General features: G+C 67.1%; 21 protein-coding genes and 1 pseudogene. 7 read left to right on the top strand and 15 right to left on the bottom strand.

All coding sequences use genetic code 11. The annotated features are described in order from the left end of the window. Window positions 1–23: 23 nt before the first annotated feature. From WAQ08_RS10750 to WAQ08_RS10740, 3 genes are read right to left on the bottom strand one after another with little or no spacing between them, the layout of a single operon-like run. Window positions 24–1,106 (bottom strand): ABC transporter permease, encoded by a 1,083-nt coding sequence (locus WAQ08_RS10750; protein ID WP_422191569.1) that lies wholly within the window; start codon window positions 1,104–1,106, stop codon window positions 24–26. Then, window positions 1,103–1,870, bottom strand: a complete 768-nt coding sequence (locus WAQ08_RS10745; RefSeq protein WP_422191568.1) for an enoyl-CoA hydratase/isomerase family protein — start codon at window positions 1,868–1,870, stop codon at window positions 1,103–1,105. The genes WAQ08_RS10750 and WAQ08_RS10745 overlap by 4 nt, the downstream gene beginning before the upstream one ends. A 2-nt stretch (window positions 1,871–1,872) precedes the next feature. Next, window positions 1,873–3,111 (bottom strand): CaiB/BaiF CoA transferase family protein, encoded by a 1,239-nt coding sequence (locus WAQ08_RS10740; RefSeq protein WP_422191567.1) that lies wholly within the window; start codon window positions 3,109–3,111, stop codon window positions 1,873–1,875. A gap of 195 nt (window positions 3,112–3,306) precedes the next feature. Between WAQ08_RS10740 and WAQ08_RS10735 the strand changes: the two genes are divergently transcribed. Then, a complete protein-coding gene (locus WAQ08_RS10735; protein ID WP_422191566.1) occupies window positions 3,307–4,704 on the top strand; it encodes a PLP-dependent aminotransferase family protein in 1,398 nt (465 codons plus the stop codon). Window positions 4,705–4,779: 75 nt separating this feature from the next. On the opposite strand, the gene WAQ08_RS10730 is transcribed toward WAQ08_RS10735, so the two are convergent. The 8 genes from WAQ08_RS10730 to WAQ08_RS10695 all read right to left on the bottom strand — a co-directional run bounded on the left by WAQ08_RS10730 (window position 4,780) and on the right by WAQ08_RS10695 (window position 12,658). Continuing rightward, window positions 4,780–5,418, bottom strand: coding sequence for a CoA transferase subunit B (locus WAQ08_RS10730; RefSeq protein ID WP_422191565.1), 639 nt, complete (start codon window positions 5,416–5,418; stop codon window positions 4,780–4,782). Between the two features lies 1 nt (window position 5,419). Continuing rightward, window positions 5,420–6,124, bottom strand: a complete 705-nt coding sequence (locus WAQ08_RS10725; RefSeq protein WP_422191564.1) for a CoA transferase subunit A — start codon at window positions 6,122–6,124, stop codon at window positions 5,420–5,422. A 78-nt stretch (window positions 6,125–6,202) separates the two neighbouring features. After that, the gene (locus WAQ08_RS10720; protein WP_422191563.1) at window positions 6,203–7,174 is read right to left on the bottom strand and encodes a porin; all 972 of its coding nucleotides are present in this window, start codon (window positions 7,172–7,174) and stop codon (window positions 6,203–6,205) included. Window positions 7,175–7,337: 163 nt separating this feature from the next. Continuing rightward, window positions 7,338–8,234, bottom strand: coding sequence for a hydroxymethylglutaryl-CoA lyase (locus tag WAQ08_RS10715; protein WP_422191562.1), 897 nt, complete (start codon window positions 8,232–8,234; stop codon window positions 7,338–7,340). Between the two features lie 20 nt (window positions 8,235–8,254). After that, window positions 8,255–9,325 carry an SMP-30/gluconolactonase/LRE family protein gene (locus tag WAQ08_RS10710; RefSeq protein ID WP_422191561.1) on the bottom strand — a complete coding sequence of 357 codons (1,071 nt, stop codon included), beginning with the start codon at window positions 9,323–9,325 and terminating at the stop codon, window positions 8,255–8,257. A 94-nt stretch (window positions 9,326–9,419) separates the two neighbouring features. Continuing rightward, window positions 9,420–10,808 carry a tripartite tricarboxylate transporter permease gene (locus tag WAQ08_RS10705; RefSeq protein ID WP_422191560.1) on the bottom strand — a complete coding sequence of 463 codons (1,389 nt, stop codon included), beginning with the start codon at window positions 10,806–10,808 and terminating at the stop codon, window positions 9,420–9,422. Further along, entirely contained in the window at window positions 10,805–11,287 is a 483-nt protein-coding gene (locus WAQ08_RS10700; protein WP_422191559.1) for a hypothetical protein, read from the bottom strand. Before WAQ08_RS10700 ends, WAQ08_RS10705 begins: the two co-directional genes overlap by 4 nt. An 84-nt stretch (window positions 11,288–11,371) precedes the next feature. Beyond that, on the bottom strand, window positions 11,372–12,658 hold the full coding sequence (locus tag WAQ08_RS10695) for a hydroxymethylglutaryl-CoA reductase, degradative (protein WP_422191558.1): 1,287 nt from the start codon (window positions 12,656–12,658) through the stop codon (window positions 11,372–11,374). Between the two features lie 132 nt (window positions 12,659–12,790). On the opposite strand from WAQ08_RS10695, the gene WAQ08_RS10690 reads away from it, so the two are divergent. Beyond that, the gene (locus WAQ08_RS10690) at window positions 12,791–14,212 is read left to right on the top strand and encodes a PLP-dependent aminotransferase family protein (RefSeq protein ID WP_422191557.1); all 1,422 of its coding nucleotides are present in this window, start codon (window positions 12,791–12,793) and stop codon (window positions 14,210–14,212) included. 196 nt (window positions 14,213–14,408) lie between these two features. Here WAQ08_RS10690 and WAQ08_RS10685 read toward each other — a convergent pair whose 3' ends face one another. The 4 genes and pseudogenes from WAQ08_RS10685 to WAQ08_RS10670 form a co-directional block, all read right to left on the bottom strand. Next, the gene (locus tag WAQ08_RS10685) at window positions 14,409–14,858 is read right to left on the bottom strand and encodes an ATP-binding cassette domain-containing protein (RefSeq protein WP_422191556.1); all 450 of its coding nucleotides are present in this window, start codon (window positions 14,856–14,858) and stop codon (window positions 14,409–14,411) included. 59 nt (window positions 14,859–14,917) lie between these two features. Continuing rightward, window positions 14,918–15,439, bottom strand: a complete 522-nt coding sequence (locus tag WAQ08_RS10680; RefSeq protein WP_422191555.1) for an ABC transporter permease subunit — start codon at window positions 15,437–15,439, stop codon at window positions 14,918–14,920. A 77-nt stretch (window positions 15,440–15,516) separates the two neighbouring features. Further along, window positions 15,517–16,245, bottom strand: a pseudogene (locus tag WAQ08_RS10675) (ABC transporter substrate-binding protein); the annotation flags it as partial. Between the two features lie 355 nt (window positions 16,246–16,600). Further along, window positions 16,601–17,836, bottom strand: a complete 1,236-nt coding sequence (locus tag WAQ08_RS10670) for an MFS transporter (RefSeq protein ID WP_422191554.1) — start codon at window positions 17,834–17,836, stop codon at window positions 16,601–16,603. Window positions 17,837–17,963: 127 nt separating this feature from the next. On the opposite strand from WAQ08_RS10670, the gene WAQ08_RS10665 reads away from it, so the two are divergent. The 5 genes from WAQ08_RS10665 to WAQ08_RS10645 all read left to right on the top strand — a co-directional run bounded on the left by WAQ08_RS10665 (window position 17,964) and on the right by WAQ08_RS10645 (window position 24,238). Beyond that, the gene (locus WAQ08_RS10665) at window positions 17,964–18,653 is read left to right on the top strand and encodes a LuxR C-terminal-related transcriptional regulator (RefSeq protein ID WP_422191553.1); all 690 of its coding nucleotides are present in this window, start codon (window positions 17,964–17,966) and stop codon (window positions 18,651–18,653) included. After that, complete coding sequence (locus WAQ08_RS10660) at window positions 18,653–20,494, top strand: hybrid sensor histidine kinase/response regulator (protein ID WP_422191552.1); 1,842 nt, start codon at window positions 18,653–18,655, stop codon at window positions 20,492–20,494. Before WAQ08_RS10665 ends, WAQ08_RS10660 begins: the two co-directional genes overlap by 1 nt. Before the next feature lie 108 nt (window positions 20,495–20,602). Continuing rightward, window positions 20,603–21,283 (top strand): response regulator transcription factor, encoded by a 681-nt coding sequence (locus WAQ08_RS10655; RefSeq protein ID WP_422191551.1) that lies wholly within the window; start codon window positions 20,603–20,605, stop codon window positions 21,281–21,283. Continuing rightward, on the top strand, window positions 21,280–22,632 hold the full coding sequence (locus WAQ08_RS10650) for an ATP-binding protein (protein WP_422191550.1): 1,353 nt from the start codon (window positions 21,280–21,282) through the stop codon (window positions 22,630–22,632). The genes WAQ08_RS10655 and WAQ08_RS10650 overlap by 4 nt, the downstream gene beginning before the upstream one ends. A 73-nt stretch (window positions 22,633–22,705) precedes the next feature. Further along, window positions 22,706–24,238 (top strand): DegQ family serine endoprotease, encoded by a 1,533-nt coding sequence (locus WAQ08_RS10645; protein WP_422191549.1) that lies wholly within the window; start codon window positions 22,706–22,708, stop codon window positions 24,236–24,238. Window positions 24,239–24,333: the final 95 nt, after the last annotated feature.

The raw sequence follows: 24,333 nt of genomic DNA, 5'->3' as shown, positions 1-24,333 counted from the left end.
GTGCAAGAAAAAATGCGCTGTCCTCAGATATCGCCCTGCTGGGCTGTCTGCTCATCGCGCGGGTTGAGCAGGCTGTCAAAGATCAAGGCCGCGAGAAGGATCGAGCTCTTGACCACGTTTTGAACCGTGTACTGGACATCCATGATGGTCATGCCATTGAGCAGGATGCCGATCAGCAGCGTGCCGACGATCACGTTGCGCACGCCGCCCTTGCCGCCGCTCAGGCCGATGCCGCCCAGAACGACCACCAGGATCACGTCGTAGATGAGCGTGGAGTTCACGATCCGCGTGTTCATGCTGGCCACGGATGCCGCGGTGATGACGCCGGCCAGGAAGCCGATCAGCGCGGCGGCGCCGTACTGCAGCACGATCATGGGCCGCACAGGGATCCCCGTGATGCGGGCGGCCTGGTAGTTGTCGCCCATCGCGTAGACGAAGCGGCCGGCCCGTGCATGGCGCAGGAACAGCCCGGTCAGCACGGCCAGGACCACGAACAGCAGCACCGGCATGGGCACGCCCAGCACTTCGCCCTGGCCGATCTGCGTGAACCAGGGCTGGTCCTCCGGCGCGGCCACCACATCCGAGGGGATCAGCTTGAGCCGGCCGAAGCCGTAGATGAAGGTGCCCATCGACAAGGTCGAGAACAGGGCCGGGATCTCGGCATAGGCCACCAGGATGCCGTTCACCACGCCGATCAGCACGGCGCAGCCGAGCCCGTAGAGCAGCGCGGTTTCCAGCGGCAGGCCCGAGCCCGCCAGGGCCAGCGTCCAGGCCACCGATATCGCCATCGTGGCCACCATGGACAGGTCGATGCCCCGTCCGATCACCACCACGGCCATCGCCAGGCCCAGGATCCCCAGCACCGACACGCTGCGCACCAGGGCCAGGATGTTCTCGTGGGTCGCGAACCCCGGCAGGACCACGCTGAACAAGGCAAAGAGCAGGAACGCCAGGCTCAGCACGATGCGCTCCTGCGTGAACCAGCGCTTGGCCTTGCGCCACGCGCCCACGTCATGGCCGGCCGCTTTCACCGCTGTTTTCGCAGGCGCTTTGGGCGCATCGGCGGCAGAAGGAATCGGTTGGGTATGCATCGCGTGCTTGTTCATGATCGGTAATCCATACGTTCACCGCGCGCGAAGGCCGCCAGCCCCCGCTTCGCATCGTCACTCGTGAAGGCCTGCTGGCCCAGGACGGCTTCACGACGGAAGGCCTCGCCCAGCGGCAGCTCGCCCAGTTCGCGCACCGCCCGCTTCGTGACGGCGATGGCCGTCGGGCTGAGCTGCGCGATCCGCTCCGCCAGCGCCAGGGCCGATGGCAGCAACTCATCAGGCGCCACGACCTGGTTCAGCACCCCCATGCGCAGCAGTTGCTCGCTGCTGAAGCGGCCTGCCGTCAGCAGCAGCTCCATCGCATGGGCCTGGCCGATCTGCCGGCTGAGCCGGGCCAGGGTGCCCCCTGCGGGCACGATGCCCAGCGACACCTCCGGCAGGCTGAACTGCGCATGCGGCACCGCCAGGCGGATGTCGGTGGCGAGCATGATCTCGAAGCCGCCGCCCATGCACAGACCATTCACTGCGGCGATGATGGGCTTGTCGATGTCGACGTGCTTGAGATGGGCATCGTCCCAGGCCGAGATGTCGATCTCGTTGCGCGCCAGCGCCGGGATCGATTCCGTCAGATCGGCACCGACGCAGAAGGCGCGCTCGCCCGCACCGGTCAGCACGATCACACGCACCGCCGGGTCTGCGCCGGCCTTCTTGAAGGCTTCGCCCAGGTCCGAATACATCGACAGCGTCAGCGCATTGAGCTTGGCCGGCCGGTCGAAGCGTATCAACGCGGTCGAACCGCGCAACTCGTAGGCAATGGCCATGCTCAGATCACCCCTTCCGCGCGCAGCGCCGCCAGCCGCACGGGCTCAACGCCGAGCCAGTCGGTGAAGACCGCCTGGTTGTGTTCGCCCACCAGAGGCACGCTGGCCGACGGCGACGACTCGAGCGCCGACAGATGCACTGCGGAAGCAAACACCTGCGCCTGAGCGCCGCCATAACGCACGTTCATCAACATGGCGCGCGCCGCCAGGTGCGGGTCCACCACGGCTTCCGCGATGGTCTTGATCGGCGACAGGGGGAACTTGTCGGAGGCCAGTGCTTCCAGCTCCTGCTTGGTCCGCGGCTGGCACCAGGCCTCCACGATGGGACGCACCCGGCGCTCGTACACCTCCGGCACGAAGCGCTTGTCCATGGTGTCGATCTCCGGATCCGTCGCGTACTGCGGCGTGCCGAACGCCCGGCAGGCCTCCATCCAGAACTTGTCCGTGTACGCGCCGAAGAACACGTGGCCATCGCGGCAGGCATAACGACCGTAAGGCCGCACGAAGGGATGGTCATTGCCCAATGGCTGCGCCACCTTGCCGGCCACGGTGTAGTTGACCACCGCGTTTTCGGTCAGCGTGAACACCGAGTCCTGCTGCGAGATGTCGACCAACTGCCCTAGGCCCGTGGCTTCTGCCTGGCGTAACGCGGCCAGCGTGCCGAAGGACGCGTACAGCGACGCGGCCAGATCACCGATGATCGTGCCCACGCGCTGCGGCTCTCCAGGCATGCCGTTCATCGACCACAGGCCGCCCGCCGCCTGGGCATTGTTGTCAAACGCAGGGCGTGACGAATGTGGACCGGTCTGTCCAAAGCCACTGATGGCGGTGTACACCAGTCGTGGATTGACGGCATGCAGGGCCTCATGGTCCAGCCCCAGCTTCTTCATCGTGCCGGGCCGGAAGTTTTCGACGAGGATGTCCGCTTTCGCCACCATGGCCAGGAACAGCTCGCGGCCCTGCGCAGACTTCAGGTCCAGCGTAGCACCGAGTTTGTGCCGGTTGTACTGTGCGAAGAAGCCGCTGCGCTCTTCGCCCTCCACCGCCACCATCGGCGGAAAGGTCCGCACGTAGTCGGGATCCAGCGGATTCTCGAGCTTGATGACCGTGGCGCCAAGGTCGGCGAGCATCATCGTGCAGTAAGGCCCTGCGACCACGCGTGTGAGGTCGAGCACGACGATACCGGACAAGGGGCCCTTGACTTCGCTGACAGGCAGCGCGGCAGGGTGAAGGCGATTCATGGACGTGTCCTTGCGGGAGCCACTGCGCAGCGCATTGGCTGATGGAGATCGTGTGCCGAGACTGTATTGAAACCGTCACCCACAAAAAAGGTACAGTTCTCACAGACACACCCGCAACTGTCCTAGAACAGTTCACACACCCAAGCCCCCAGGGGAGACTGCGCGTGCGCTGGGCGCAGCAAAGGGAAAACACCAATGCCCCAACATCCATCGAAATCCGAGCAAGTCGCAAATGACCTGCGCCAGCAGATCCACGATGGCGTCTATGTCGTGGGACAACGGCTGCCATCCATCCGCGCCTTGGTCGCGCAGCATGGCCATTCGAAGAACTGCATCGTGGAGGCCTTCGATCGCCTGGTGGCCAGCGGCGAAGTGGAAGCACGCCGCGGTGCGGGCTATTTCGTGAGGCTCGCGCCCACCGCATCGGAAGCCGAAGACCAGCCCACCACGCTGGACAAGGCGCTGGATGCCGTGTGGATGCTGCGCGAGCAGCTCAACAACGACCCGCAGCACCTGGCCATCGGACATGGCATCCCGCCCGGTGAATGGCTGGCCGACAACCACCTCGAGAAAGTGCAGCAGCGGGTCTCGCGCGTGGCGCTGGCCTCGATGTTCCAGTACGGCAACCCCTATGGCCACCGGCCGCTGCGGGATCTGCTGGAAGGCAAGCTGGCCAGCCTGAGCATCCAGGCCCGCGCCAATCAGATCGTGCTGACGAACGGCGCGAACGGCGCGCTGGACATCATCGTGCGCGGCCTGATGCGGCCGGGCGACGTGGCCCTGGTCGACGAGCCCGGCTACTACCCGCTGTTCGGCAAGCTGCAGTTGCATGGCACGACCGTGGTGGGTGTGCCCCGGGAAGCCGATGGGCCCAACATCGCCGCCTTCGAAAGGCTGCTCATCAGCACCAAGGCCAAGGTCTTCTTCACGCAGTCCGTGGGCCAGAACCCGACCGGATCGGACACCTCGCCCGCCAAGGCCTTCCGTCTGCTGCAGATCGCGGAGAAGTACGACGTCACCATCGTCGAGAACGATGCCCTCGCCGATCTCAAGCCGCATGCCCTGGCCCGCCTGTGCACGATGGATCAGCTGCGTCGAACGGTGTACGTGGGCAGCTTCACCAAGTCCGTGGCCGCGGCCCTGCGGGTTGGCTTCATTGCCGCAGAGGCAGGGCTGGCGGAGCGGCTGGCCAATGTGAAGATGCTGATGCATGTCAGCACCTCGGAATATGCCGAGCGCACCGTCGATGCGGTGCTGCGTGCGCGCGAGTATCCGCGGCAGCTGGCCCACCTGCAGGATCAGGTGGAGCGCTCGACCAGGCACGCCACGAAGGTGCTCACGGGCCTGGGTGCGCGGCTCTTTTGCACGCCTTCGCACACGCTGTACCTGTGGGCCGAGTTCCCTTGGGCGTCGGACTCCCTCACGCTCGCCAAGGCCCTGCTGGAAGACCACGTCGCGCTCGCGCCCGGGGCCTTCTTCGGCCTGGACGCACGCCATGTGAGCGCCTGGAGCCGGTACAACGTCGGCTATGTCGTCGACCCGCGCTTTGCCCGATCCATGCTCAGGTTCCGGCCGCGCAAGACCGGCGGATGAAAAAAAGCCCGCTGGGTTCGCACACACCGGGCCAAAGGCACCGCTCTGGGTACCGAGGAGACAAACAATGCGGAGTCAGGCCAGCTCGAACGTCACCGTCGCGCCAGTGGCACGTTGAACCTCATCAGGCGTCACGCCGGGCGCCAGCTCGATGCAGACAAAGCCTGCGGCCCGTACATCGAGCACGCACAGTTCGGTGATGATCCGGTTCACCACGCGTGTGCCCGTCAGAGGCAGCGTGCAGTGGCGCAGCAGCTTGTGTTCGCCATGTTTGGCGCAGTGCTCCATCAGCACGACCACGCGGGCCACGCCGGCCACCAGGTCCATGGCGCCGCCCATGCCCTTGACCATCTTGCCGGGGATCATCCAGTTGGCCAGATCCCCGTGCTCCGACACCTGCATGGCCCCGAGGACCGACAGGTCGATCTTGCCGCCACGGATCATGGCGAAGCTCTCGTGGCTCGCGAAGATCGACGAGCCCGGCAGCACGGTGACGGTCTGCTTGCCCGCATTGATCAGGTCGGGGTCCACCTCATGGGCCTGCGGGAAGGGGCCGATGCCCAGCATGCCGTTCTCCGACTGCAGCCACACATCGATGTTGGGTGACACGTGGTTGGCCACCAGGGTGGGCAGACCGATCCCGAGGTTCACGTAGAACCCGTCCTGCAGCTCGCTCGCGGCGCGGCGCGCCATCTCTTCATGCGTCCATGCCATCTCAGTTCTCCACCGTCCGCAGGGTCAGTTTCTCGATGCGTTTCTCAGGTGTGGGATTGAGCACCAGCCGCTTCACATAGATGCCGGGCAAGTGCACGTGATCGGGGTCGATCGCACCCACCTCGACGATCTCCTCGACCTCGGCCACGGTGATCCGGCCGGCCATCGCGGCGGCCGGATTGAAGTTGCGCGCCGTGCGCCGAAACACCAGGTTGCCGCTGGCATCGGCCTTCCAGGCCTTCACCAGGGCGATGTGAGGCACCAGGGCCTCTTCCAGCACATAGGTGTCGCCGCCAAACTCACGCAGCTCCTTACCCTCGGCCACCACAGTGCCCACACCGGTCTTCGTGAAGAAGGCCGGGATGCCGGCGCCCCCGGCCCGCAGCTTTTCGGCGAGCGTTCCCTGCGGTGTGAACTCGAGCGCCAGCTCACCACTGAGGTACTGCCGCTCAAACTCCTTGTTCTCGCCCACATAGCTGGAGATCATCTTGCGGATCTGCCGTGATTGGAGCAGCTTGCCCAGGCCGAAATCATCGACCCCGGCGTTGTTGGAGATCACGGTGAGCGCCTTGGCCCCAGTCGCCTGCAGCGCATCGATCAGTGCTTCCGGGATGCCGCACAGGCCGAAGCCCCCAACGGCCAGAAGTTGCCCGTCATGGACAATGTCCTTGAGCGCGTCCAGCGCGCTCGGGTAGATCTTGGTCATCGTTCAAGCCAGTAGTCGGCACCGGCGCCAGGCCACCTGCCGGCCAGGCCGGCAGGTGGCCACGCCGCGCCTTGCGCGTCAGAAGGAATGCTGGATGCCCACGGCATAACCATTGAGCGTGTAGTCGATGCGCTCACGGTAGAGATCGACATACACGTGGGTTCGCTTGCTGAAGAAGTGCTGCAGGCCCAGGCTGATCTTGTTGTCCTTCGTGCTGGTATTGCGGCCATAGCCCGCCCGGAACGCATTGCTGCTGGGCAGCGGCACCCTCACGGCCACCATGTACGACTTCTCGGTGGAGACGTTGTCCTGCTTGCTCTGGCCCAACGACCCCATCACCACCGCCGCACCGAAGTCATAAGAGCCGCCAAGGTACAGCGCCGTCATGTCCGCGGTGTTGCGCTCCCAGCTCACCATGGCCTTGATGGGGCCCGAGGCATAGTTGATCGACGCCCCGGATCCCTTGCGGGCAGCACCAGGCTCGACCTCGAGCTGCGTGGTCAGGTGAAAGTCAAAACCGCTGAAAGTGGGCGAGTCATAGAAGACCGCGTTGTTCAGCCGTGCGAAGCCTGGGCACTCCGCAGCCGTCATGCAGGAGGTCGGGTTGGTGAAGAAGCGGCCGGTCGTCTGGTACTTGCCGAGCGAGCCGACGAACCAGCTGTCACCCCAGGGGTCGAACTGGTACTTCAGGCCCCACAACGGCGTGATGGCCCGGCCCAGCCTCAGGTGGCCCAGCGTGGCGCTCTTGAGCCCCACCGTGCTCTCGCCGTGCCAGAAGGTGCTGGATTCATTGGAGCCCGTGTCCGTGTTGAACCGCGTCATCAAGTTGAAGGTCGCGGACAGGCCGCCCCCCAGGTCCTCGGAGCCCATGACCCCGAGCCAGTTGAGGTACCCCCGGTCAAGGGCCGTAGGTCGCTTGCTCTCTTTCACCACGGCCAGGTCGATGAGACCATAGACCGTGACATTGGACTGGGCAAAGGCAGGGCTGGCAGCCATGCAGGCCACGCCAGAAAATACCGCCAAGCCGATGGAACCGATTCGAAACTTCATGGCTTCTCCATTCTTCAGGCTGAGTTGATCCGCGCACTGCACGTGCCGTGCAGTGCGTCGGTTGTGGGAAATGCAGCGGCCAGCCCCTGTCGCAGGGACGGCGCGACGGATGCCCTGATGGGCGGGAGAAACTAACGAGGGCAGCGTGTTGCCACTACCCTCGTCAGGTGGCGCATGCCATGGCCTGACCGACCTTGGACGAGGTCGGCCGACCCAGCACGCCACTGATGTATGACGCTGCCCGGCCCAGGCGCTCGAGATTGATCCCGGTCTCGAACCCCAGGCATTGCAGAAGGTAGACAACGTCCTCTGTCGCGACATTGCCCGTGGCGCCCTTGGCATAGGGACATCCGCCCAGGCCGGCCACGGAACTGTCGAACACACGAACCCCCCAGTCCAGTGCGGCAGAGACATTGGCGATGGCCATGCCGTACGTGTCGTGGAAGTGCCCGGCCAGTTCGCCGAGCGGTACACGCTGGGCACACGCCTCGATCATCAGGCGTGTGCCGCGCGGCGTTCCCTTGCCGATCGTGTCGCCAAGAGAGATTTCATAACACCCCATCTCGCGGAGCATGTGCGCCACCTCGGCCACCTTGTCCGGGGCGATCGGGCCCTCGTAGGGGCAGCCCAGCACGCAGGACACGTAGCCGCGCACGCGCAGGCCGTTCTGGAGCGCGCTCTCGACCACGGTGCGGTAGCGCTCGACGCTCTCGCGGATGCCGCAGTTGATGTTGCGCTGGGAGAAGGACTCCGAGGCCGCGGCAAAGACCGCGATCTCCCGGCATCCCGCCGCCAGGGCCTGCTCCAGGCCGATCATGTTGGGCACCAGCGCGCTGTAGTGCACACCCTGCACCTTGGGCACACGCTGCATCACCTCCGCGCTGCCCGCCATCTGGGGCACCCACTTCGGAGACACGAACGACGCCACCTCGATATGCCCCACCCCGGCCTCGATCAGCAACTCGACAAGCCGAAGCTTCTCGCTGGTCTCGATGGGCCGGGCTTCGTTCTGCAGGCCGTCTCGCGGCCCCACTTCGACAATCTTGACGGCGTCGCTCATGGCGTGTTCCCTGGCAAGGCTCACTGGTGAGAGAACAACTGGACGCCCGGCGCGAAGCCCTTGGCCCGGTAGATGGTGGAGCCTTGTCCACGGTCCGCGTCGTTGGTAACGATCAGCACCTCGTTCGTGCCGGGCACGAAGGCCAGGCTGGTGGAGCGCAGGTTGTGTCCCTTCTCGCGGCCCGGCAGCAGGATCTGGCCAATGGGCAGGCCGTTGTCATTGAAAACCAGCACGCGGCCCTGCTGGTACATCGCCACGTACACATTGCCATCGCGGTCCGTGCGCATCGAATCGGGCGCATGGCCCTGGAACTGGTATGTCACGGTGGTGCCGAACGGCGCGATCGTGGTGGCGTTCGCCAGTTCGACACGATGCAGGCGACCATTGCTGAACTCGTCGGCCCAGAGCACCTTGCCGTTGGGACTCAAGGCCACGCCGTTGGGCACGGCCATGTTCGGCATCAGCGGCGTGATGGTCTTGAAATCGGGCGAGACGTGGTACACGCCGCCCGTGGGCTGGGTCGATGTCCCCTTGAAGTCGGTGAAGTAGAAGCCACCCTCGGCATCGAACACCAGGTCGTCCGGCAGATAACCCGCCGATGCGGGGATGATCGTCTGCAGCTGGCCGCCATCCGGGTTGAAGGCCACCACCACACCGGTGTCCTTGAAGTTGCCCAGGCCCGCCATGAAGATGCGCCCATCCTTGTGGACGGCCAGGCCGGCAGAGCCGTACGCGTTCTTGGGCAGCACCGTGCTGAGTTTCTTGTCCTTGGTGAGCTTCATCACGCTGCCACCGAACACCTCCACGAAGTAGAGGTTGCCCTCACGGTCGAAGGCGGGCCCTTCCAACTGCAGCGCCTTGTCAGAGACCTTGAAGTAGGGTTCCGCGACCACGGTCTGCAGTTGGCGCTCACCGGCCGGAATGGGCACGACGCCGTGGGTGTCCGGTGTGTAGCGCAAGCCGCTTGCGGCGGCCTGCGCCGTCTGTGCGGCCACGGTCAGGCCGAGCAGCAGCCCCGCAGCCATTGACAGCGCCTTCGTGGCGGATGCCGGCAAGATCCGTTGGTCACGGCAGGAATCACGCAAGGTCATATCGTCTCCTTCAAATGGATGGACAGGCAAGAGGAACCTGGCACACGCAGGCGCCGGGCACGTGAGAAAGCAGGGTTGGGCCGATGAGGCCTGGTCAGCCGAAGAGCTTCAGGATGGCGGGCACGGTCAGGACAGCCGTGTAATAGCCCATGAACTGGACACCAGAGTTGAACCCGATGGCACGGGACAGCATCCCGCCAACCAGGCCCACGGTCAGGATGACCAGCAGCCCCAGGAGTTGCCCCTCCCAGATGCTGATCACCATGATCAATCCTACAAAGGTCGCGATGATGGCTTCGTGGCTCACCTTGCGGGACACGAACAGCGCCGCGCGCCGGGCGTAGGTCATGGCGAACGGGTAGGCCACGATGGTGGCCAGCAATACCGCCAGCAGGCCATAGCCCAGGAACTCCCAGTGGCTCAGCATGTTGTGCAGGTTGTTGACGGTACCGTTGGGGCCATCGACCGTGAAACGCGGCGGCGCATTGAACAGCGGTGCGGCCGGGCCTGCAGCCACCGGGCTCAGCGGCAGTCCGAAGGCGATCAGCGGGATCAGCGCCTCGGCGATGTAGGTGGCCTCCGTGACGCCATTCTTCGCCGCCAGTGTCGTGGTGAGCCGGTGGTAGGCGTGCTTGACGCGTGAGCTGACCAGCTCACCGAGCACCACTGTCATCGCGACCGGGCTGAAGACGAAGGTCGCGCTGGAGATGCCTGCGGTCGCCAGGGTCCACTTCACCTGCACACGGTCCAGCACCTTGAGCGGGTTCGGGAAGTAGCCCGCCCATCCCTTGGCGTCGGGTGCCAACTGGAAGGTGCGCACGGTATCGCGCTCCTGCTTCTTGCGTTCGCCCGGTGCCAGCGAAGAGACCAGGTCCACGATCAGCGGGCCGATGGCGATGCCCAGGAAATAGCTCACCGTCAGCTTGACGTTGTGCGCGGCCGTGAGCGCCTGCAGCGCGATGATCAGCAGCACGAAGGGCACCAGCGCGGCCACCGCGGCCCACCGTCCGGCGGAGAAGTAGGCGATCAGCACGGCGGCCACCACGAAGATCCAGGGCGCGGCCTTGACGATCACGGGCCCGAACGGCGCGAGGATAACGGCGAAGAGCACCGCCAGCGGCACAGAGACGAAGGCCGCGACCACGGCGCCCGACACCATCTTGCGCAGCGCGATGTGCGGCACCCCCAGGTTGCGCATGATGTTGGCCTCGCGCATCAGCGGCGTGGCCAGCGTGTCGCCCGGAATGCCCAGCAAGGCCGTGGGGATCGCATGCGTCATGTGCTTGGCCACGGCCCCTGCCAGGAAGAACGTGAACACGCCCACGGGCGGCACGCCGAGCAGCACCACCAGCAAAGTCAGCGGCGCCAGCGTGGTTGTCTCGTCCGTGCCCGAGATCAGTCCGATCGCCGCGAAGACAGCAGCACCGAGCAGCCCCATGCCCGTGGCCACCATCAGATCGTTCAGCAGTGCGGCATCCATCATGCACACTCCTTCGCATTGCCCCTGGGCTTGGCCGTCACATCGATGACACGGGCGGTGTTGCCGCCTGCGCCATAGCGCTCGAACAAGGCGCGCAGCTGGATGTCTTCCAGTTCACGCAGCACATCGGGCGACAGGTCTTCGATGCGCCCCAATCCCTGCCCCTGGTCGAGCTGGGCCAGCACCTGCAAGCGGGAGGCCTCATCGGCCTGCCGGTCTTCCACCACCTGCCGCTTGGGCGGAAAGGCCAGCGCGCACACCAGCCCGGACAACAGGCAGCACACCAAGCCGGCCAGCATCGCGTAGCTGCGCGCCAGATCGGGCTGGCTGACGACCTTCGCCAGGATCACCTCGGCCACGAGGAAACCCGCCAGGCTGATGCTCGCCCCGATCAGGGCGGCAAAGGCCAGATGGCGTTGATCGACGGTGTCACCCCACACCTCCAGCAGGCGCCAGCGGTGTACCTCAGATTCTGCGGACATGGCAGTGTCTCCTTCCTCAAGCGGGGAGGACCGCCACATCGGGCCGGCCTCTCTTTATTCAAATCCGATGTGCTGCGCTCGCGATCAGCGGCCGCGCAGCTCGGCGAGCAGCGCCACGGCACGGTCCGTGCGCACATCGTGCTCGCTCGCCATGCGCTTGGCAATGGCATCGATCTCATCACCGACCGCACCGGCCACCAGCGCGATATTGCGTGCATGGAGCGCCATGTGGCCACGCTGGATGCCCTCCGTGGCCAGTGCACGGCAGGCGCCCAGGTTCTGGGCCAGGCCAACCGCGGCGACGACCTCACCGAGCTCCTGGGCGGACTTCACGTCCATGATCTTGAGCGAGAGCTTGGCCAGCGGGTGGGTCTTCGTGGCCCCCCCCACCAGGCCGACCGGCATCGGCAGCTCGATGGTGCCGACCAGGGCGCCGCTGGTGTCCTTCTCCCATGTGGTCAGCGAGGTGTACGTGCCGCTGCGGCACGCGTAGGCATGGGCTCCCGCCTCGACGGCCCGCCAGTCATTGCCGGTGGCCACGATGACGGGGTCGATGCCGTTCATGATGCCCTTGTTGTGCGTGGCGGCGCGGTAGGGATCGATCGCGGCGAAGGTGTAGGCGTCGATGATGCCTTCGATGATCTCCTCGCCACTGCGCTCCTTGGTCTTGAGCACCTCGGGTGTCACGCGCAGCCGGGCACGCGCCAGTCGCAGATCGGCCAGGTTCGACAGGATGCGAAGGCGCACCGTGCCACCGGTGAGCTTTTCGACCAGGGGCGACACCGATTCGGCCATGGTGTTGACCGTGTTGGCCCCCATGGCATCGCGCACATCGACGATGAGGTGCATCACGATCATCGGCCCGCGGGGCGTGTCCGGGAACACGTGCACCTCGATGTCACGGCAACCACCGCCCAGGCCGATGAGGACTTTGTCACGCGTGTTGGCCAGCTCGATGATCTCTTCGCGCTTCTGCAGCAGGGCAAGGCGGGCGCCGTATGGGTCCGAGATGCCCAGCACCTGCACCTGGGCGCGCATCAGCGGCCCTGTGCTGGAGGTGTCGAAGCCGCCGCACTCGCGCACCAGCTTGGCCATGTACGAGGCAGCGGCCACCACGGAGGGCTCCTCCACAGCCATCGGCACCAGCACGTCACGGCCATTGACCTGGAAGTAGCCGGCCACACCGAAGGGCAGCTCGAACGTCCCGATCACGTTCTCGATCATGCCGTCGGCCCGCGACGTGGTCAGGGCGCCCGGGGTGCTGATCAGCGTCTGCTCGGCATCGGACAAGCCCGCCTGCGCGGCGATGTATTCAAGGCGCTGCGCCGGTGAGAGCGCACGGAAATTCGGAAGGCGTGAGTCGCGGGCCATCGTGGATCCAGGAGGGTTGTGTTCGAGTGCGCCCCAATGTAGGCAATCTGTATCAGTCGCAAAAGGTACAGTTTGTCGGTACAGTTGAGACGAACAGTTGTCCGTGTACCCACCTTGCATGACGGCCGCACGATGAAGAATCCGCCTCTCGACGCCCCTCACCGCCCGGATCGCCCGTCTCTGGCGGTGTCGCTGGCCGATTCCATCGAACGCCAGATCAAAGATGGCGCCTACAAGGCCGGCGACAGGCTGCCCTCCTTGCGGGAACTGGCGGCCCTGCACAAGTACGCCAAGAACACGGTGGTGGCGGCCTTCGAGATCCTGGTGTCCCGCGGGCTGATCGAGCCCAAGCGCGGCGCAGGCTACTTCGTCGTGGAGCACAAGCGCACCAAGCGCCCGGACGAGGAGTCCGGCAGGATCGGCCGCGCCATGGACACCGTCTGGCTGCTGCGCGAGCAGCTCAAGTCACACCCTGATGGCCTGGCGGTGGGCGACGGCTTCCCGCCTGTCGAATGGCTGGCCGATGTGCGCCTGGACAAGTACCAGCAGAAGGTCGTGCGCACGGGGCTGGGCGCCCTGTTCCGGTATGGCAGCCGCTTTGGCTATGCACCCTTGCGCGATCAGCTGGTGCGCAAGCTGGCCGACTTCGGCATCGGCGCGGAGCCCAACCAGATCGTGCTGACGCACGGGGCCAACGAAGCCCTGGACATGGTCATCCGCTACTTCGTGCCACGCGGCGCCAAAGTGCTGGTGGACGAGCCCGGCTACTACCCGCTCTTCGGCAAGCTGAAGCTGGCCGACGCCAGCGTGGTCGGCGTGCCCAGACAGCACGACGGCCCGGACCTCGATGCGCTGGAAGCCGCGCTCCAGGCACACCGGCCCCGCCTGTTCTTCACGCAGTCGCTGGCCCACAACCCGACCGGTTCGGACCTGTCGCTGGCCAAGGCCTACCGGCTGCTGCAACTGGCGGAGAAGTACAACCTGCTGCTGGTGGAAAACGATCCCCTGGCCGACTTCAAGCCCACCTCGGCGCCTCGGCTGTCGGCACTGGACCAGCTCGAAAGAACCATCTACATCGGCAGCTTCTCGAAATCGTTCTCCGCGGCGCTGCGCGTGGGCTTCGTCGCCTGTGGCAACGACCTCGCGAGCGACCTGGCCGACCTCAAGGCCCTGATCCACATCAGCAGCTCGGAGTACTGCGAACGGACCGTGGAGGTGATGCTCAACGAAGGCCACTACCAGCGGCACATGCACAAGCTGCGCGGCCGGCTTGAAGCCGCCTGCAGCTCGGCCATCGAATCGCTCGATGCCATCGGGGCGGAGGTGTTCGTGAAGAACAGCTCTTCGCTGTACCTGTGGGCCTCACTGCCCCGGATGGACGACTCCTTGGCGCTGGCGAAGGAACTGCTCAAACAGAAGATCGTGATGGCCCCGGGTTGCATCTTCAACGTGGACTCGACACAGCCGTGCGCCGGGTCCCGCTTCAATGTCGGGGCCGCGGCCGACCCACGCTTCGGGCAGGCCTTCAAGGCCTTTCTGCGCAAGACACGTTGAGGGCGGCACGCCAGCCATGTAGGCGAAGGTTCCTTCGTCGCGGTCGGCGCTGCAGACGACGCCATAGGTGGCCCACCCCGGCCTGGGCGGCAATGGCATCGAGTGTCAGTGGCTCGTCGAGCCGCGCCTTGATCCATGCCAGCAGTTCGTTGAGGTCCATGCGCCGGCCTGGTCCTGACCGAAATTGCTGCCTCGCTCAGTGCCCGCCCAGGTAGGCCAGCGGTGCCATCTGGTCGACCAGCACCAGCGTCATCGATTCGGCGCGCAACGCATCGAGCGCGGCGAACAGCTCGGCGATCCCCTGCGGCGCCAGCCCCAATGAGGGCTCATCGAGCAGCAGCACGCGCGGGCGCGCCATCAAGGCACAGCCGATGGCCAGCATCTGCTCGACACTCGCCTCGCGCCCTTCGGGCACCAGCACCAGGCCACGGCCCACGATCTGCTCGGCACGCAACAAGGCCAAGTCCTGCCCATCCAGATGGATGCCGCCTTGCTGCAGCGGGCGGTGCAGGCCGCACAGACTGCGTATCAAGGTGGACTTGCCCGCGCCGTTGGCGCCCAGCAGTTCGCGGGCATCGTCGGCCACACCGGCGGCGCGGGGCACGGCCTGCAACGCGCCGGGCTCGCCCAGGTAGGCGCGGCGCACGACGGCGTCCTGCTACACGGCAGCGGGTGTGCATTCGGCCAGCGGCTTGCCGGCATCGATCACGACCACGCGGCAGCGCCAGCGCCACGTTGTCCAGCACGCTGAGCGAGCCGAACAGCAGCGAGGTCTGGTAGGTGCGCGCGATGCCGCCACGCACACTGCGCCAGGCCCACCAGGCCTTGCGGCGCAGCCCACAGCACAACCAACAGCAAGGCCCCGAAGAACAGCAGGCTCTGCGAAAAACCGAGGCTCTGCGGCGTGACAAAGCCCGAGAGCGGCACATACAGGCCGCCAGCCAGCCCCGCCAGCGCGGCGGACACAGCAAAGGCCACCGTCTTGAGCGCCAGGGGTTGCAGGCCGATGGATTCGGCCGCCACGGCGATGGTGGCCATGGCCCGCTCGCCACGCACTTCACCGAAGGCCGGGCCCATGATGCCCATCAGCCCGTTCTGCCCACCCGTGAGGCCGCGCAACTCCACCGCACTGTGCGCCACCACGAAGCCGAAAGCGATGGTGATCATGGGCAGGTAAGGCCCCTTCACGCGCAGCGCCGGCAAGGCCAGCACCGCGCCAGGCATCATCGATGCTGCCCAGGCCCAGGCCGCTGATCAAGGCGGATAGCAAAAGCATCGTGTGATCCGATCCGTGCGTTCAGCGTTTACTTGGCCAGGCCCACCGGCAGGATCTCGTCGCCGATGAACTGCGCCCACACGTAGTCGTTCTCGTTGAGCGCGTCGTAGGCATTGGCCACGCCCACGGTCGGGGTGATGTCACCCATATCCTTGACGGCAGGGTACTTGGCCTTGAGCGAGGCGATCACCTTCTCGCCCACGGGCGACTGCTTGCCGAAGAAGCTGTAGGTCTGCACGAAGTGCACGTTCTTGGCGTTCGGGCCGGCCAGCTCGGTGAAACGGCCACCGGCCGGGCCCCAGTGCGAGACCACCGGCACCTTCCGGCCCATGCGGTCCAGCGACTTCACCACCTGGGCCGACGGGCCCACATTGCCTACCAGGAACAGGGTGTCGGCGCCCGCGGCCTTCATGCCCTTGGCGTTGAGCGCAGCGGTCAGGCCCCGCTCGTTGGATTCGCCCCAGGGGTTGTTCACCAGGATCATGCCCGGCTTGACCGATTTGAAGTTCTTCTGCGCGTAGGCCAGCATGCCGCGGTCCACGATCTCGTCCACAGCCGAGACACGGAAGGCGAAGTTGGGGTTGCCGCCGTTCTTGGCGATCGGCGTGCCTGCGGCCCACGAGCCCATGAAGGGCACCTTATCCTGGTTGGCCATCTGCACGATGGCGACCGACACGGGCGTGTCCAGGCCGCCGAACAGCACGGTGACCTTTTCCTTGCAGATCAGCTCGCGCGCAGCCATCACGCCCTTGGGCGGGCAGCAGCGAACAGGCGAGGGCGGCGGCGATCAGGGCGCGGCGGTGCAATGCGGTTTTGGCAGGCATCACGGACATCTCCAGAAAAAGCACAAGGCTGTGGGTGATGTCCGGGTGTCAGCAGGAACGGGCAATATTGCACACACTGCCCTAAGGCAGGTATTGCACACCTCTGGTGCGCAATCTTTGACGGCGGGGCTCGCTTCTGGGTTTTACGCCCTTAAATAGTGATCAGTTGAGGCGCGATCCGGCCACCAAATAGCCGCGAGGCGAGCCTGTTGAGCGTGTGCTGCCGCGCCTTCTATTTTGTCGACAATATCAAAATCTCGGCAGCCAACCCGGGCAGATGCTTGATGCTCAGGCCCCGCGCCTGAGCGTGCGCCGGTCCTGCCACACCGACAGGCCGAACACCGCCATGCCCCCCAGGGCCAGCGCCAGCCCGACCCAGCCGGTCGATGTCCAGCCCAGCCCGGCGGCAATGGCCATGCCGCCCAGCCAGGCCCCCAGCGCATTGGCCAGGTTGAAGGCCGAGTGGTTGAGCGCGGCGGCCAGCGTCTGCGCGTCACCAGCCACGTCCATCAGCCGGATCTGCAGCGCCGGAGCGATGGCCACCAATGTGCCCACCAGGAAGACATTGATGGAGATAGCCACAGCGTATGGCGCCGTGAACGCCACCCCCACCAACACCAGCGCGTTCCACACCAGCAGGCCCGCGATGGTGCGCGTGAGGGATTTGTCCGCCAAGCGCGAGCCCACCAGGTTGCCCGCGACCATGCCCAGGCCGAACAGGCTGAGGACCATGGGCACCGTGTTCACGGACAGGCCCGTCACCTCGGTAAGGATCGGCTTGATGTAGCTGAACACCGAGAACATACCGCCAAAGCCGATGGCGCCGATGCCCAGGGTGAGCCACACCTGCGGGCGCGTGAGCGCGCCGAGTTCGCGCGAGGGGCTGGCGCCCTGCGGCGCCGGCAGATCCGGCACAAAGCGCTGCACCAGCACACAGGTCACGGCCGCGATCAGGCCCACCATCACGAAGGCGGCGCGCCAGCCCAGGTGCTGGCCCAGCCAGGTGGCAATCGGCACCCCCACCAGCGTGGCGCTGGTCAACCCCAGCATCACCAGCCCCACCGCGCTCGCACGCCGCGCGGGTGGTGCCAGCGAGGCGGCTACCAGCGCGGCCACGCCGAAATAGGTACCATGCGGCAGGCCGGCGACAAGCCGAAGCACGTTCATCGACGCATAGTCAGGCGACATCGCGCTGGCCAGGTTGCCGATGGCGAACAAGGCCATCAAGGCCACCAGCAGCCGGCGGCGCGGCCAGTGCGCGGCCAGCACCGCCAGCAAGGGCGCCCCGATCACCACGCCCAGCGCATACGCACTGATCACATGGCCGGCCTGCGGGATGGTGACGGTCAGGTCGCGCGCCACCTCGGGCAGCAGGCCCATGATGACGAACTCGCCCGTGCCGATGGCAAAGCCGCCCACGCCCAACGCCAGCACGGCCGGGCCAAAGGCCCCTTCATGCGACACGGCCCTGGCAGAGGTGGACGAGGCATCGGGCGACGGGGGCAGGGCGGAAGCGGACGACATGGGGCGCAAGGGGCAAAGGTGAATGGCAAGGGCCTGGCGCCACATTGTGCTGCAGTGCAACAATTCGCGGGTGCGTCGGGGCTTTACGGCGCCTTGTATCCCGGGGCATGACTCGCCATGGGGCACCATGCCAGAATCCACCACTTCGCTGGACAGCACGGGCCTGCAGGATGCCCCGTCCGCACAACGCCCACACCCTGCCATGTCGCCACCGCGCCTGCTCCTGATCGACGACCACACCCTGTTCCGCACCGGGCTGCGCATGGTGCTGGCCAATGGCCTGGGCGAGGCCGAGTTCAACGAAGCCTCTTCCCTGGAAGAAGCCATGCGCGCCGACATGCCGCCCCCCGACATCGTGCTGCTGGACATCCAGTTGCAGGGCGTCAACGGGCTGGATGGCATGGCGCTGGTGCTGCGGCGCTGGGCCGAGGTGCCGGTGCTGATCCTGTCGTCCGACACCTCCGGCAGCACGGTGCGCTCCGCGCTGGACCGCGGAGCACGCGCCTTCGCCTCCAAGGCCGATGGCGCCGAGCACATCCTGGGCGTGATCCGGCAACTGCTGCGGGGCGAGGCCCCCAGCGCGCCCCCGCAGGCCCAGGATGCCTCCGCGGCCGCTGATAAGCTGCGCCTCACCGCACGCCAGTGCGAAGTGCTCGACCTGGTCTGCCAGGGGCTGTCCAACAAGCTGATCGCGAGGCGCCTGAACCTGTCGGAAAACACCGTGCGTGGCTACGTGCAGTCACTGCTGGTGGCGCTGAACGCGGCCAGCCGCTCGCAGGCCGCCTTCGAGGCCCGCCGGCGCGGCCTGATCGCCTGATGCCCTTCACGCGCCTGGCGTGGCCTGCGCAGGCCAACCCTCGCCTGCTGGTCGAGCTGCAGCGCCTGCTGCACCAGCACATCATCAGCTCCGTGATCCCCGGTGTGCTGCTGGTGCTGCTGCTGGTGTGGACCCTGGCCGATGCGCACAACCCGTGGCCCCTGCGCCTGTGGGGCGCGGCCACCATCGGATGGAAGTTGTTCAGCGCCTGGGTGGGCCGCCAGCAGTTGCGCCGCGGCGTGCCGCTCGAGCGCGCCCACCGCAACACCTGGTGGCTGATCGCGCTCAATGCCGTGGATGGCGCCTTGTGGGGCGCCCTGGCCTGGGTGACCCTGAGCAGCAGCACCCTGGCCGGCAGCATCCTGGTCGTGGCCGTGATCGGCGGCATCGCGGGCAGCTCGATGTCATCGCTGTCGCCAGTGTTTCCGGCCTTCGTCGCCTTCGTGGTCTGTCTGCTGACAGGGCTGGCCACCAAGCTGTGGACGCTGGGCGATCCGGCCTACGACGCCCTGGGCGTGGCCGGCGTGCTCTACACGGCCTCGCTGCTGGGCCAGTCGCGCAACAGCGCCCAGGCCGCACGCCAAGCCATCACCCTGCGCTTCGAGAACATCGAGCTGATCGAGCGCCTGCGGCAGGAAACGGCCAACGCCCAGGCCCAGCGCCGGGCGGCTGAGCAGGCCAACGTGGCCAAGTCGCGCTTCCTGGCCGCGGCCAGCCACGATCTGCGCCAGCCCATCCATGCCCAGGGCATGTTCCTGGAGGTGCTTGGCAGTGGCACGGCGCCCCTGGACCGGCCGCAGGCCGAAGCCTTGGACAACGCGCGCGCCACCTGGCAGGCCTCGGCCGAGATGCTGGACACGCTGCTGGATTTCTCCCGCATCGAGGCTGGTGTCATCGAACCCCAGCGGCGCCTGTTCGCCCTGCAGCCCCTGCTGCACAAGATCGAATCCGAACTGGCACCGCAGGCCGATGCCAAGGGCCTGGTCTACCGCACCCGCGAGACGCCTGCCGAGGTGTGCGCCGATCCCGCGCTTGTCGCCTTGGTACTGCGCAACCTGGTGTCCAACGCCATCCGCTACACCGAGCAGGGCGGCGTGCTGCTGGGCTGTCGTCACCAGGGCGGGCAGTGGGTGGTCGAAGTGTGGGACACCGGCATCGGCATCCCTGCATCGCAGCACCAGGCCATCTTCCAGGAGTTTCACCAGCTGGGCAATGCCGAGCGCGACCGGCGCAAGGGGCTGGGCCTGGGCCTGGCCATCGCCCAGGGCCTGGCACGCGCGATGGGCCACACCCTGTCGCTGGCCTCGCGGCCCGGGCGCGGCAGCGTGTTCCGCCTGTCGCTGCCGCAGGCCGATGCCGCGCAGACCACGCCCCCGTGGGACGACAACCTGCCCACCGGCCCAGCCCACCAGACGGTGCTGGCCGGCCGGCGCGTGCTGGTCATCGACGATGACGAAGCCGTGCGCGACGGCATGCGCCAGACCCTGGCCAGCTGGGGTTGCCAATGCGATGTGGCCGAGTCCATCGAGCAGGCCCTGGACCTGGCCCACGCCCAGGCACCCGATCTGGTGATCAGCGACTACCGCCTGCGTGACCAGCGCACCGGGGCCGAAGCCATCGACCTGCTGCGCACCGCCCTGGGCCGGGCCCTGCCCTCCCTGCTGGTGACCGGCGACACTGCCCCGGAACGCCTGCGCGAGGCCATCGACAGCAGCGTGACCCTGCTGCACAAGCCCGTGTCCCCCGCCCTGCTGCACCAGCGCATGGCCGAGGCGCTGCGCGGTGTGCCTGCCAGCCAACCACCAAGACAGCAGCCAACACAACCGTTAAGCCAGGGCTAAGCCAGCGCCGGCACAGTGGCGCGACCACGCCCTGTGGCGCAAAGTGGCGGTGCTGCGCTAAGCTCAGCGGCTGGCCACGCCCCACCCGACACACAGAACACCACGCCCATGCGCCTGCTGCTCGTCGAAGACGACACCATGATCGGCGAAGCCGTGCTCGACCTGCTGCGCGCCGAGCACTACGCGGTCGACTGGGTGCGCGATGGCGAGATGGCCGACACCGCCCTGCGCACGCAGGCCTACGACCTGGTCCTGCTGGACCTGGGCCTGCCCCGCCGCGATGGCCTGGACGTGCTGCGCGCCCTGCGTGCCCGCAAGGACCGCACCCCCGTGCTCGTGGCCACCGCGCGTGATGCCGTGCCCGATCGCATCGCCGGCCTGGACGCCGGGGCCGACGACTACGTGCCCAAGCCCTATGACCTCGACGAGTTGCTGGCCCGCATCCGCGCCCTGCTGCGCCGTGCCGACGGCCGCGCCGAGCCCGTGTACGAACACCAGGGCGTGAGCCTGAACCCCAGCACCCGCGAAGCCAGCGTGAACGGCGAGCCCGTGCAGCTCTCGGCGCGCGAGTGGTCCGTGCTCGAACCCCTGATCGCCCGGCCGGGCCGGGTGCTCTCGCGCAGCCAGCTCGAAGACAAGCTCTACGGCTGGAAGGACGAGATCAGCAGCAACGCCGTCGAGGTCTACATCCATGGCCTGCGCAAGAAGCTGGGCGCCGAGCTGATCCAGACCGTGCGCGGCCTGGGCTACTGCGTGCCCAAGCACAGCCAGGAAGGCCGCGGCACATGATCCCCCTGCCCGGCATCCATTCGCTGCGCGCCAGGCTGCTGTGGCTGCTGATCGCGGCCATCACGCTCGCGGCCCTGCTACAGGGCGGCCTGGCCTACCGCTCGGCCCTGTCCGAGGCCGACCAGATCTTTGACTACCACATGCAGCAGATGGCCATGTCGCTGCGCTCGGGCCTGCCAGTGACCGTCACCAGCCCGCTCGACGGCCCTGGTGAGGCGCGCCCCGGCGAGGAGTTCGCCGTGCAGGTGTGGACCACCGGCGGCCTGCTGGTGTTCCGATCCAACCTGCGCGTGCCCCTGCCCACCCGCGTGGTGCTGGGCTTTGCCACCATGCGCGCCGAAGGTGCCTCCTACCGTGTTTTTTCACTGGCCTCGCGCACGCACGTGATCCAGATCGCGCAGGACCTGACCGTGCGCCGCCGCATGGCCGGCAACCTGGCCCTGCGCGCGGTGCTGCCCATCGCCATCATCGGGCCGGCCTTGCTGCTGATCGTGTGGTGGGCCGTGGGCGCCTCGCTCGCCCCCGTGGCCCGCCTGCGCCGACAGGTGGCCCTGCGCCAGCCCGATGAGCTCACCGAGCTGGACGAGGCCGGCGTGCCCGAAGAGATCCAGCCCCTGGTGCGAGAGACCAACCTGCTCTTCGGCCGGGTGCGCCGCGCCTTCGACGCGCAGAAGAGCTTCGTGGCCGATGCCGCGCATGAACTGCGCTCCCCCCTGGCCGCGCTCAAGCTGCAGGCCCAGGGCCTGCAACGCGCGCCCGACGACGAAGCTCGCACCTTGGCCATCACCCGCCTGCTGGGCGGCATCGACCGCGCCACCCGCCTGGTCGACCAGTTGCTGATCCTGGCGCGCCAGCAAGCCAGCGATGCGCATGGCGCCAAGGCCGAGGCCTTGTCACTGGCCGACATCGCGCGGCTGGAACTGGCCGAGGCCGTGCCCGCTGCACAGGCCCGGGGCATCGACCTGGGCCTGGTGCAGGCCGACGAGGTGGCCGTGTGGGGCCACCGAGAGGCGCTGCGCATCCTGGTGCGCAACCTGCTGGACAACGCCGTGAAGTACACCCCCGACGGCGGCTCGGTGGACGTGGCCGTGCGCCGCGACGGCCAGGGCGTGGTGTTCAGCGTGGACGACAGCGGCCCCGGCATCCCCGAGGCCGATCGGGCCCGTGTGCTCGACCGCTTCTACCGCGTGCCCGGCACGCCCAGCACGGGCAGCGGGCTGGGCCTGGCCATCGTCAAGGCCGTGGCCGAGCTGTACGGCGCCGCGCTCTCTCTGGCGACATCCCCCACGCGAGGCGGCCTGCGCGCCAGCCTGCGCCTGCCCGAGCACACACAGGCAGCTCAGTCTTAAGGAAGGGCTAAGGCAGGCTGCGCACAGTGAGTCCATCGCATGCACCGCATGCCTCATGGTCACAGGAGCCTTCATGCCCACCGACGTCTTCCCCTCGCGCAAGAAATCCATCATCGCGCTGGCCGCCGCAGCCCTGGTCGGCGCGGCCGGCGCCGGCGCCATCACCTCGCACGCCCTGCTGCAGGATCGGGCCCAGACCGTGGCCAACGCCAGCGCCACCGGCCCCAACGGCACGGCAGCGCCCCTGAACACGGCGCCGTCGTCAGGCAGTGTCGCCACCCCGGCCACCATCACCTTGCCCGATTTTTCCCGCATCACCGAGCAGCGCGGCCCCGGCGTGGTCAACATCAGCGTCACCGGCACGGTCAAGACCTCGGGCAACGGTTCGCCCTTCCCCGGCATGGACCCGGACGATCCCGTCTTCCAATTCTTCAAGCGCTTCGGCGGCATCCCGCAGCAGCAGGGCCCGCGCGAGCAGACCGTGCGCGGCCAGGGCTCGGGCTTCATCGTGAGCAGCGACGGCGTGATCCTGACCAACGCCCACGTGGTGCAGGATGCCAAGGACGTGACCGTCAAGCTGCCCGACCGCCGCGAGTACAAAGCCAAGGTGGTCGGCACCGACCCCAAGACCGACGTGGCCGTGATCAAGATCGACGCCAAGGACCTGCCCTACCTGCCCTTGGGCAACACGCGTGACCTGAAGGTGGGCGAGTGGGTGCTGGCCATCGGCGCCCCTTTCGGCTTCGAGAACACCGTGACGGCGGGTGTGGTCAGCGCCAAGGGCCGCTCCTTGCCAGACGACAGCTTCGTGCCCTTCATCCAGACCGACGTGGCCGTGAACCCCGGCAACTCGGGCGGGCCGCTGTTCAACGCCCGCGGCGAGGTGGTCGGCATCAACTCGCAGATCTACAGCCGCACGGGTGGCTACCAGGGCGTGTCCTTCGCCATCCCCATCGAGGTGGCCACCAAGGTGCGCGACCAGATCCTCAAGAACGGCAAGGCCAGCCATGCGCGCCTGGGCGTGGTCATCCAGGAGGTCAACCAGGCCTTCGCCGATTCCTTCAAGCTCGACAAGCCCGAAGGCGCCCTGGTGTCCAGCATCGAGAAGGGCGGCCCCGCTGATCAGGCCGGCCTGAAGGTGGGCGATGTGATCCGCAAGCTCAATGGCCAGGCCATCGTGGCTTCGGGCGATCTGCCCGCACTGGTGGGCCAATCCACCCCGGGCGACAAGATCACGCTGGAGGTGTGGCGCGATGGCAAGCAGCAGGAACTGAGCGCACGCCTGGGCGATGCCAACGAGAAGGCGGCCAAGCTGGCCTCGGCCGACACAAGTGCTGAGCAAGGCCGGCTGGGCCTGGCCCTGCGCCCGCTGCAGCCGCAGGAGCGGCGCGACGCGGGGGTGGACACGGGCCTGATGATCGAAGACACCGATGGCCCGGCCGAACTGGCGGGCCTGCACCCGGGCGATGTGCTGGTGGCCGTCAATGGCACGCCGGTGAAATCGGTGGACCAGGTGCGCGGCCTGATCGACAAGTCCAGCAAGTCGGTGGCGCTGCTGATCCAGCGCGATGGGCAGAAGATCTTCGTGCCCGTGCGCCTGGGTTGAGCCCATCGTCCACAGGGGCCCACACAGCTCGTTACAGCCGCAACGAGCACGGCCCCTGGCCACGCCAGGGGCTTGCGATGGCGGGCCCTGCGCCA

Source organism: Aquabacterium sp. (genome assembly GCF_049274795.1).
GTDB lineage: Bacteria > Pseudomonadota > Gammaproteobacteria > Burkholderiales > Burkholderiaceae_C > Aquabacterium.
This window is presented reverse-complemented; position numbering and strand designations above follow the sequence as displayed.